Genomic DNA, 7,761 nt, shown 5'->3' with positions numbered 1-7,761 from the left:
TTGCATCAAGCTGATCAAGGGCGGACAGCGAGCGCCAGAACTGTGTTGCCAGACCACTCGGACGCTGAAGCGCGACCTTCACATTTTCCAGCACGCTCAGATGCGGAAAGGTTGCGGAAATCTGGAACGAACGCACCAGCCCCATCCGCGCCACTTTGGCAGGGTTGGTTTTGGTGATGCTTTCGCCAAGCAGCGTAATCTCGCCGCTTGTCGGCTGGAGAAACTTGGTAAGCAGGTTGAAAACGGTCGTCTTGCCTGCGCCATTCGGCCCGATCAGCGCATGAACGCGGGCGTGCTCGACATCAAGATCGACATTCTTCACCGCATGAAAGCCGCCAAACGACTTGCCCAACCCGCGCGCAGAAAGAACCGTCCCTGACGGCTCTGCTTCTCGCAGAGCCGTGGCATTTTGAGTTGCTGTGTTCATCCCATTAGCCTCTTATTGTGTGACCAGTGGGCAACCGCTTTCTTCCGGCTTCATGTAAGCCTGATCGCCGGGGATGGTGGCCAGCACCTTATAGTAGTCCCATGGCGCCTTGCTTTCGTCAGGCTTTTTCACTTCCATGAGATACATGTCATAGATCATGCGGCCATTGGGTCCGACCTTGCCGTTGCGGGCAAAAACATCATTGACCGGCATTTCATGCAGCTTCTTGGCGACGGCTTCCGTATCGTCGGTGCCTGCTTCCTTGATGGCTTTCAGATACTGAAGAACCGCCGAATAGGTGCCTGCCTGAATCATGTTCGGCATACGGCCGGTGCGGTCGAAAAAGCGCTTGCTGAACTCGCGCGATTCATCGTCGCGATCCCAGTAAAATCCTTCGGTGAGTGTCAGGCCCTGTGCCGCGTCAAGGCCCAGTCCGTGCACTTCCGCAAGCGTGAAGAGCAAGGCCGCAAGGCGCTGGCCACCGGCCACGATGCCGAATTCCGCAGCCTGTTTGATCGCATTGGATGTATCAAGACCGGCATTGGCAAGGCCAACGACCTTGGCACCCGATGCCTGTGCCTGTAGCAGGAAGGAAGAGTAATCGGTGCTGCTCAGTGGATGGCGAACCGAGCCAAGAACTTTACCGCCCTTGGATTCTACGAATTTCGACGTCTGTTCTTCCAGCGAATAGCCGAAAGCATAGTCCGCTGTCAGGAAATACCATGTGTCGCCGCCCTGTTCAACGAGCGAGCCACCTGTGCCGACCGCCAGCGCATGGGTGTCATAGGCCCAGTGGAAACCGTAAGGCGTGCATTGCTTGCCTGTGAGTTCCGATGTCGCGGCACCTGTATTAATGGTGATTTTCTTTTTGTCTTTTGAAAGTGCCTGAACAGCGAGACCCACGGAGGAGCTGGTCAGCTCCATGATGGCATCGATCTGTTCGGTATCATACCACTGACGGGCGATGTTGGCTGCAACGTCCGGCTTGTTCTGGTGGTCGGCAGTGATGATTTCAATCGGCGCATCCAGCACAGTGCCGCCAAAATCTTCAGCAGCCATTTTGGCCGCCTCATACGACCATTTGCCGCCGAAATCAGCATAAACGCCAGACTGGTCGTTCAGAATGCCGATTTTGACTTTGCCGTCTGATATTTCCGCTGCGGATGAAATTGCGGTTGCAGCAAAAAGTGCAGCCGTAGCAAGTGCAAAAAGTTTCATTCAGTGTTCCTCCCAAAAACGTATGATCGTCGCGACAAAGTCGGACGAAATGCTTATTTGAAGCCGTCTTTTCAGACAGGGTGGCCAATCTTCCTCATGATTAGGCACCCATATGCTTCCGCCCGGCTCGTTCCTCCTTTAGGGCCTCCATGCGGGCTTGTCCTATGGACGGTAGCATTGACAAATGCGTACAAGAATAGCAATTTTTGAACAGTGTCTGTTCAAAAATGTACAGAAGCTTTAAGGAGGAAACGTTGCGGCAGTTTTCATGGGATGATCTGCAATATTTTCTCGCGGTCGCGCGCACCGGCCAGCTTTCGACTGCCGCAAGACAATTACGCACCAGCCACGTTACGGTTCTGCGGCGCATCGATCGTCTGGAGCAAGCGCTTGCAACAAAGCTTTTTGAGCGCAATCCGCGCGGCTATCTTTTAACGCCGATGGGCGAGCGACTGGTTGAGCCTGCGGAAGTGATGGAGCGAGAGGCGCTGAAATTCCAGACAGAGACGACGGGCAGTTTTTCGGCATTGTCAGGTGTGGTGCGGCTTTCAACCCTTGAAGGTTTTGGCAATTTCTTTCTGGCGGATCGGCTGCCGGTGCTGGCGCAATCCTATCCCAGTCTTTCGGTGGAGGTGGTGACAATCCAGCAGATTATGTCATTGTCGCGGCGTGAAGCGGAGCTTTCGATCACGCTGCATATGCCGCGCACCGGACCTTATCACAGTGAAAAACTCACGCCCTATCGTTTGTTTGTTTATGGGCATCGCGACTATCTGAATTGTCATTCAGCGATCAAAACGCGCGAAGATATGACCCAGCATCCTTTTATCGGCTATATAGACGATATGGTGTTTACACCCGGTCTTGATTACATGCGTGAAATTTTGCCTGGAAAGCGTTGCAATTATCAAGGCTCAAGCATTCATGCGCAACTGGTGGCAACATTGACAGGCTATGGGCTGTGTGTGTTGCCATTTTTCATTGCCAGCCAATATTCTGAACTTGTGCCGGTTCTGCCAAAGGAAATGTATCTTGAGCGCGAATATTGGATGAATTGCCATGTCGATGTTATGGCCGCACCGCGTATCAGAGTGATCAGTGATTTTATGCTTGGAGCAGTGCGCGAAGCCTCGGCAAGCTTCTTAGGCGAGAGCCTTCTTCAATCTTAATGTAATCCACCAACAAGTGCATAAATGCAGGTCATGACAAGTGCGCTAAAGCCAAAACCAATAATAAAAAGATTAAGTGTTCGCAATTTCCCCTCCCATTGCAACCCGGGCGGTTTATGTGCGACTTGAGCGATGAAGTCTACTGTAAATTGTATCGATATAAACTAAAGTTGTATTGTCTGCTTTAAGACCTGTTCATACGTGACATCACGGCAATATCTCCGAACGGTAGGGGGATTCGCGCCATTTAAATGGATTGAATCGGCGCCTGCGGGATCTTGCCGAGTTTTCATGATGGTGAAAAACTCGGCTTGAAGTCGAAAGCAAAAGAGACTCGTTATCTCTGTTTGGCTAATCCCTGTTCGCGCATCTGGCTGAGCGTCATTTTGGGCGAAAGGGCTTCCGGGTCGATGCGGATTTCAATCAGCCCCGGCTTACCCGATTGCTCGCAGCGCTTGAAAGCTTCCGCAAAGTCTGCGGTCTTTTCCACCGTTTCCCCATGCAGGCCATAGGCGCGGGCAAGCGCTGCAAAGTCGGGATTTGCAAGGCCAGTGCCGGAAACGCGGCCCGGATAGGTGCGCTCCTGATGCATACGGATCGTGCCATACATGCCGTTATTGACCACAATGAAAATCGCATTGGCTTCATATTGCGCAGCCGTTGCAAGCTCCTGACCATTCATCAGGAAACAGCCGTCACCAGCGAAACAGACGACTGTGCGTTCTGGTGCGGTCAGCTTGGCGGCAACGGCAGCTGGCACACCATAGCCCATGGAGCCATTGGTTGGTGCCAGCTGGCTGCGATAGGTGCGGTACTGATAAAAGCGGTGCGGCCATGCCGAATAATTGCCAGCGCCATTGGTGATGATGGCATCATCGGCGAGATGTGCGCGCAGCCATTCCATGATCTCGCCCATCTGAACGTCACCGGGAATTGTCGGCGTTTTCAGATTGTCACGGTAATCGGCTTTGGCGCTTTCAGCCCATGCTTTCCACCGGGGGTTAGAGATAGGTTCAAGCTTTGAAGCTGCTTTGGTGAAGGCAGCCATGCTGGCATTGATCGGAATATCAGCGTGATAGACACGGCCAAGCTCTTCCGCACCCGGATGGATATGGATGAGCTTCTGCTTTGGCACAGGGATATTGATCAGTTCATAGCCCTGCGTGGTCATTTCACCAAGGCGCGCACCCACCACCAGCAAAAGGTCTGAATCTTTAACGCGGGCGGCGAGTTTCGGGCTGATCGACGTTCCCATTTCACCGGCATAAAGTGGATGATGATTGTCGAACATATCCTGACAACGGAAGGATGCTGCAACAGGCAGCGACATGTTTTCAGCGAATGTTTGCAGGTCGCGAACCGCTTGGCTATTCCAGCCGCCGCCGCCCACGATCATTAGTGGCCGCTCGGCTTTTTCGAGAAGTGCTTTCATGTCCTGTAGCTGATCGCTTCCCGGATGCATTTCGACATGCTTGTAAGCGGGCGCATCGCTGACGGTTGCGTGTGAGGTCAGCATATCTTCGGGCAGGGCGATGACCACAGGGCCGGGGCGACCGTTGATGGCGCGATGGAAAGCCTGACTGACCAGTTCCGGGATGCGGGCTGCGTCATCGATCTGCACCACCCATTTGGCCATCTGGCCGAACATGCGGCGATAATCAACTTCCTGAAATGCTTCCCGTTCCACCTGATCGCTTGCAACCTGCCCGATGAACAGAAGCATCGGTGTGGAATCCTGAAACGCGGTATGAACGCCGACGGAGGCATTCGTCGCACCGGGACCGCGTGTGACAAAGCAGATGCCGGGCTTGCCGGTCAGCTTGCCATAGGCTTCCGCCATGTAAGAAGCCCCACCTTCCTGACGGCAGACGATAAGATCGATCTGGTCACTGACGTCATGGAAAGCATCGAGCGCCGCAAGGTAGCTTTCGCCGGGCACACAGAAAACGCGGTCAACGCCGTGAATGCCGAGTGCATCCACCAATATCTGGCCACCGGTCCGCATGTTGCTGTTTGTTGAGGTTTTATGCATTTCCCTACTCTCAAAATGTCTGAACGACTTTGGCGCGCATGCGCTCTATTTCGGAGGCATACGCAGCGCACCATCGAGCCGAATGGTTTCGCCGTTGAGCATGCTGTTTTCGATAATATGCAGCGCGAGTGCCGCATATTCGTCTGGCCGACCCAGACGTGGGGGGAAAGGAACCATCTGGCCCAGCGCATCCTGTGCAGGTTGCGGCAAGCCTTTGAGCATGGGGGTTTCAAAAATACCGGGTGCAATGGCGCACACACGAATGCCAAGGGGGGCAAGTTCGCGTGCCGCAGGCAGAGTCAGGCCAACGATGCCGCCTTTAGACGCTGCATAGGCCGTCTGGCCGATCTGGCCGTCAAAGGCTGCAACCGATGCCGTATTGATGACCACGCCGCGCTCGCCCGTTGACAGGGCTTCGCTTTTGGAGGCGACATCGGCAAACAGCCGCAGCAGATTGAACGAGCCGATCAGGTTGATCTCAACCGCTTTGCGGAAATCATCAAGCGGCATGACGCTGCCATCACGCGCCAGCATTTTCTTTGCTGGTGCTACGCCCGCGCAATTGACAAGAATCTGTGGTGATCCGAGCTTTTCGCCGATTGCCTTGAACGCGGCCTCAGCACTTGCAGCGTCTGAAACATCGCATTGAATGGCGATGCCGCCGATTTCGGCTGCCACTGTATTGGCGCCGTCAATGTTGAAATCGAGGATTGCAACTTTCGCGCCTTTGGCTGCAAGCGCACGTGCGGTTGCGGCACCAAGGCCTGATGCACCACCGCTGACGATGGCGATTTTTCCTTCAATATCCATTTTCCCCCTCATATTGTTTCAACAGCAATGGCTGTTGCTTCGCCGCCACCGATACAGACTGAAGCCATGCCGCGCTTGAGATCGTTCTGCTTCATGGCATGAAGCAGGGTAACGATGATGCGTGCACCAGAGCAGCCAATCGGATGGCCCATAGCGCAGGCACCGCCATGGATATTCACCTTGTCGGCGGGGAGGTCGAGTTCCTGCATTGCAGCCATAACAACCACAGCGAAAGCTTCATTGATTTCAAACAAATCAACGTCGCGTGCAGTCCAGCCGGTTTTGTCGAAGAGTTTTTTCATCGCAAAAATCGGGGCCGTGGTGAAGAGCGAGGGCTGTTGCGCGTGGCTTGCGTGGTCGCGAATAATGGCAAGCGGTTCTGCGCCCAGCTTTTGGGCTTTGGACAGGCGCATCAGGGTAAGCGATGCCGCACCATCGGAAATCGATGAAGAATTGGCGGCTGTAACCGTGCCGCCTTCGCGGAAGGCAGGCTTGAGGTTTGGTATTTTTTCGGGCTTTGCGCGGGTTGGCTGCTCGTCGCGGTCAAGCGCTGCAACATGGACCAGCTCTTGTGCGAAAGAACCCGCCTCAGCTGCCTTGAGTGCGCGCGAAAGTGAGCGGAGGGCAAATTCGTCCTGTTGCTCACGCGTGAACTGGTAGTGATCTGCTGTTTCTTCCGCGAATGTTCCCATGGCGCGGCCTTCGTCATAGGCGTCTTCAAGACCGTCGAGAAACATGTGATCGTAGATTTTGCCGTGGCCCATGCGATAGCCACTGCGTGCTTTTTCAAGCAAATAAGGTGCATTGGTCATGCTTTCCATGCCGCCTGCGACCACAATGTCCGCACTTCCTGCGGCAATGAGATCGGCGCCCAGCATGACGGTTTTCATACCCGATCCGCAAACCTTGTTGATGGTCGAGCAAGGCACAGCCTGTGGGAGACCGGCATGAATTGCGGCCTGACGTCCGGGTGCCTGCCCCAGTCCTGCGGGCAACACACAGCCCATCAGCACTTCGTCGATCTGATCGGGGTCAAGCTTCGCCCGGTGAACGGCTTCCTTGATTGTGGCTGCGCCCAGTGCTGTTGCACTCTCCCCCTTGAGCGCACCTTGAAAACTTCCGATCGGTGTTCGTACCGCACTGGCGATAACGATCGGATCTTTTGTTTCCGACATTTGTTTACTCCTCCAGTAAAGCACAGTGATAACAGCATAGCGGAGGCTGTGAAAACAGCCTAAATATGATGAGCAAAGCTGATGAACTCATGTCGCGAAGGTATGGATGAAATGCGTGAGACAAATTCAGGCAGAATCCGTGTGGGTATTGGCGGCTGGGCTTTCGAGGAGTGGGACAAGAGTTTCTATCCGGAAAAGCTCTCCAAAAAACGCCAGCTCGAATATGCTTCGAGCAAGCTGACCTCTATCGAAATCAACAGTACCTATTATGGTCCGCAGAAGCCCACGACTTTTGCCAAATGGCATGATGAAACGCCGGTTGACTTCGTTTTTTCGCTGAAAGCACCGCGCTTTTCGACCAATCGGCGGGTGCTGGCCGAGGCGGGAGAGAGCATCGAGAAATTCGTGACCGGCGGCCTGCTTGAGCTCAAAGACAAGCTTGGTGTCATCAACTGGCAGTTCATGGGTACGAAAAAGTTCGATCCAGCCGATTTTGAAGCTTTTCTCAAGCTTCTGCCAAAACGTGTCGATGGGCGTGATCTGCGCCATGCGGTCGAAGTGCGCCACGACAGTTTCAACTCGCCGGATTTCATCGCGCTGCTGCGGGAATATGGCGTTGCGGTGGTGATTGCGGGCGACAGCAAATTCGTGGAAATTGCTGATATGACTGCGCCTTTTGCCTATCTGCGCATCATGGGTACGCAGGAAGACCAGAAGCTCGGCTACAGCGAGGCGGATCTTGACCATTGGGCAGAGCGGGCCAAAGCAATTGCGGTTGGGCATGTGCCCGATAGTCTCAAAACCATCACGCCGCCGCTTCCCGATAACGTTGCCCGCGATGTTTATCTTTATGTCATCAGCGGCCAAAAGGCGCACAACCCACAAGCTGCAATGGCCTTGATTGATCGCATAAAATAATGCGTCTTCGCA

Annotated in this window: 7 protein-coding genes; 2 read left to right on the top strand and 5 right to left on the bottom strand. The window is 54.2% G+C overall.

The genetic code is table 11. The features are described 5' to 3' along the window. Positions 1-427, bottom strand: a 427-nt coding sequence (locus OPR82_RS14930; RefSeq protein WP_265985695.1) for an ATP-binding cassette domain-containing protein, incomplete at its 3' end; no start/stop codon positions are given. 12 nt (positions 428-439) lie between these two features. Beyond that, complete coding sequence (locus tag OPR82_RS14925) at positions 440-1,645, bottom strand: ABC transporter substrate-binding protein (RefSeq protein WP_265985691.1); 1,206 nt, start codon at positions 1,643-1,645, stop codon at positions 440-442. Positions 1,646-1,899: 254 nt separating this feature from the next. Here OPR82_RS14925 and OPR82_RS14920 point away from each other — a divergent pair, with 254 nt between their 5' ends. Beyond that, complete coding sequence (locus OPR82_RS14920; protein ID WP_265985688.1) at positions 1,900-2,814, top strand: LysR family transcriptional regulator; 915 nt, start codon at positions 1,900-1,902, stop codon at positions 2,812-2,814. Positions 2,815-3,151: 337 nt separating this feature from the next. On the opposite strand, the gene OPR82_RS14915 is transcribed toward OPR82_RS14920, so the two are convergent. From OPR82_RS14915 to OPR82_RS14905, 3 genes are read right to left on the bottom strand one after another with little or no spacing between them, the layout of a single operon-like run. Beyond that, positions 3,152-4,846: a thiamine pyrophosphate-binding protein gene (locus OPR82_RS14915; protein WP_265985685.1), complete on the bottom strand. Its 1,695-nt coding sequence runs from the start codon at positions 4,844-4,846 to the stop codon at positions 3,152-3,154. Positions 4,847-4,891: 45 nt separating this feature from the next. After that, positions 4,892-5,656: an SDR family oxidoreductase gene (locus tag OPR82_RS14910; RefSeq protein WP_265985682.1), complete on the bottom strand. Its 765-nt coding sequence runs from the start codon at positions 5,654-5,656 to the stop codon at positions 4,892-4,894. A gap of 8 nt (positions 5,657-5,664) precedes the next feature. Then, positions 5,665-6,831 (bottom strand): acetyl-CoA C-acyltransferase, encoded by a 1,167-nt coding sequence (locus OPR82_RS14905; protein ID WP_265985681.1) that lies wholly within the window; start codon positions 6,829-6,831, stop codon positions 5,665-5,667. Between the two features lie 81 nt (positions 6,832-6,912). Here OPR82_RS14905 and OPR82_RS14900 point away from each other — a divergent pair, with 81 nt between their 5' ends. Beyond that, positions 6,913-7,749, top strand: a complete 837-nt coding sequence (locus OPR82_RS14900) for a DUF72 domain-containing protein (protein ID WP_407673266.1) — start codon at positions 6,913-6,915, stop codon at positions 7,747-7,749. Positions 7,750-7,761 lie beyond the last annotated feature (12 nt).

The organism is Ochrobactrum chromiisoli (genome assembly GCF_026241335.1).
Classification (GTDB): Bacteria; Pseudomonadota; Alphaproteobacteria; order Rhizobiales; family Rhizobiaceae; genus Brucella; species Brucella chromiisoli.
Note: the sequence above shows the minus strand (reverse complement) of the source record. Positions and strands in the feature narration are given on the sequence as shown.

Excerpts from the sequence above, each read along its gene's own strand:
- OPR82_RS14925 (WP_265985691.1), bottom strand. The coding sequence starts at position 1,645 with ATGAAACTTTTTGCACTTGCTACGGCTGCACTTTTTGCTGCAACCGCA.
- OPR82_RS14915 (WP_265985685.1), bottom strand. The coding sequence starts at position 4,846 with ATGCATAAAACCTCAACAAACAGCAACATGCGGACCGGTGGCCAGATA.
- OPR82_RS14910 (WP_265985682.1), bottom strand. The coding sequence starts at position 5,656 with ATGGATATTGAAGGAAAAATCGCCATCGTCAGCGGTGGTGCATCAGGC.
- OPR82_RS14905 (WP_265985681.1), bottom strand. The coding sequence starts at position 6,831 with ATGTCGGAAACAAAAGATCCGATCGTTATCGCCAGTGCGGTACGAACA.
- OPR82_RS14900 (WP_407673266.1), top strand. The coding sequence starts at position 6,913 with ATGAACTCATGTCGCGAAGGTATGGATGAAATGCGTGAGACAAATTCA.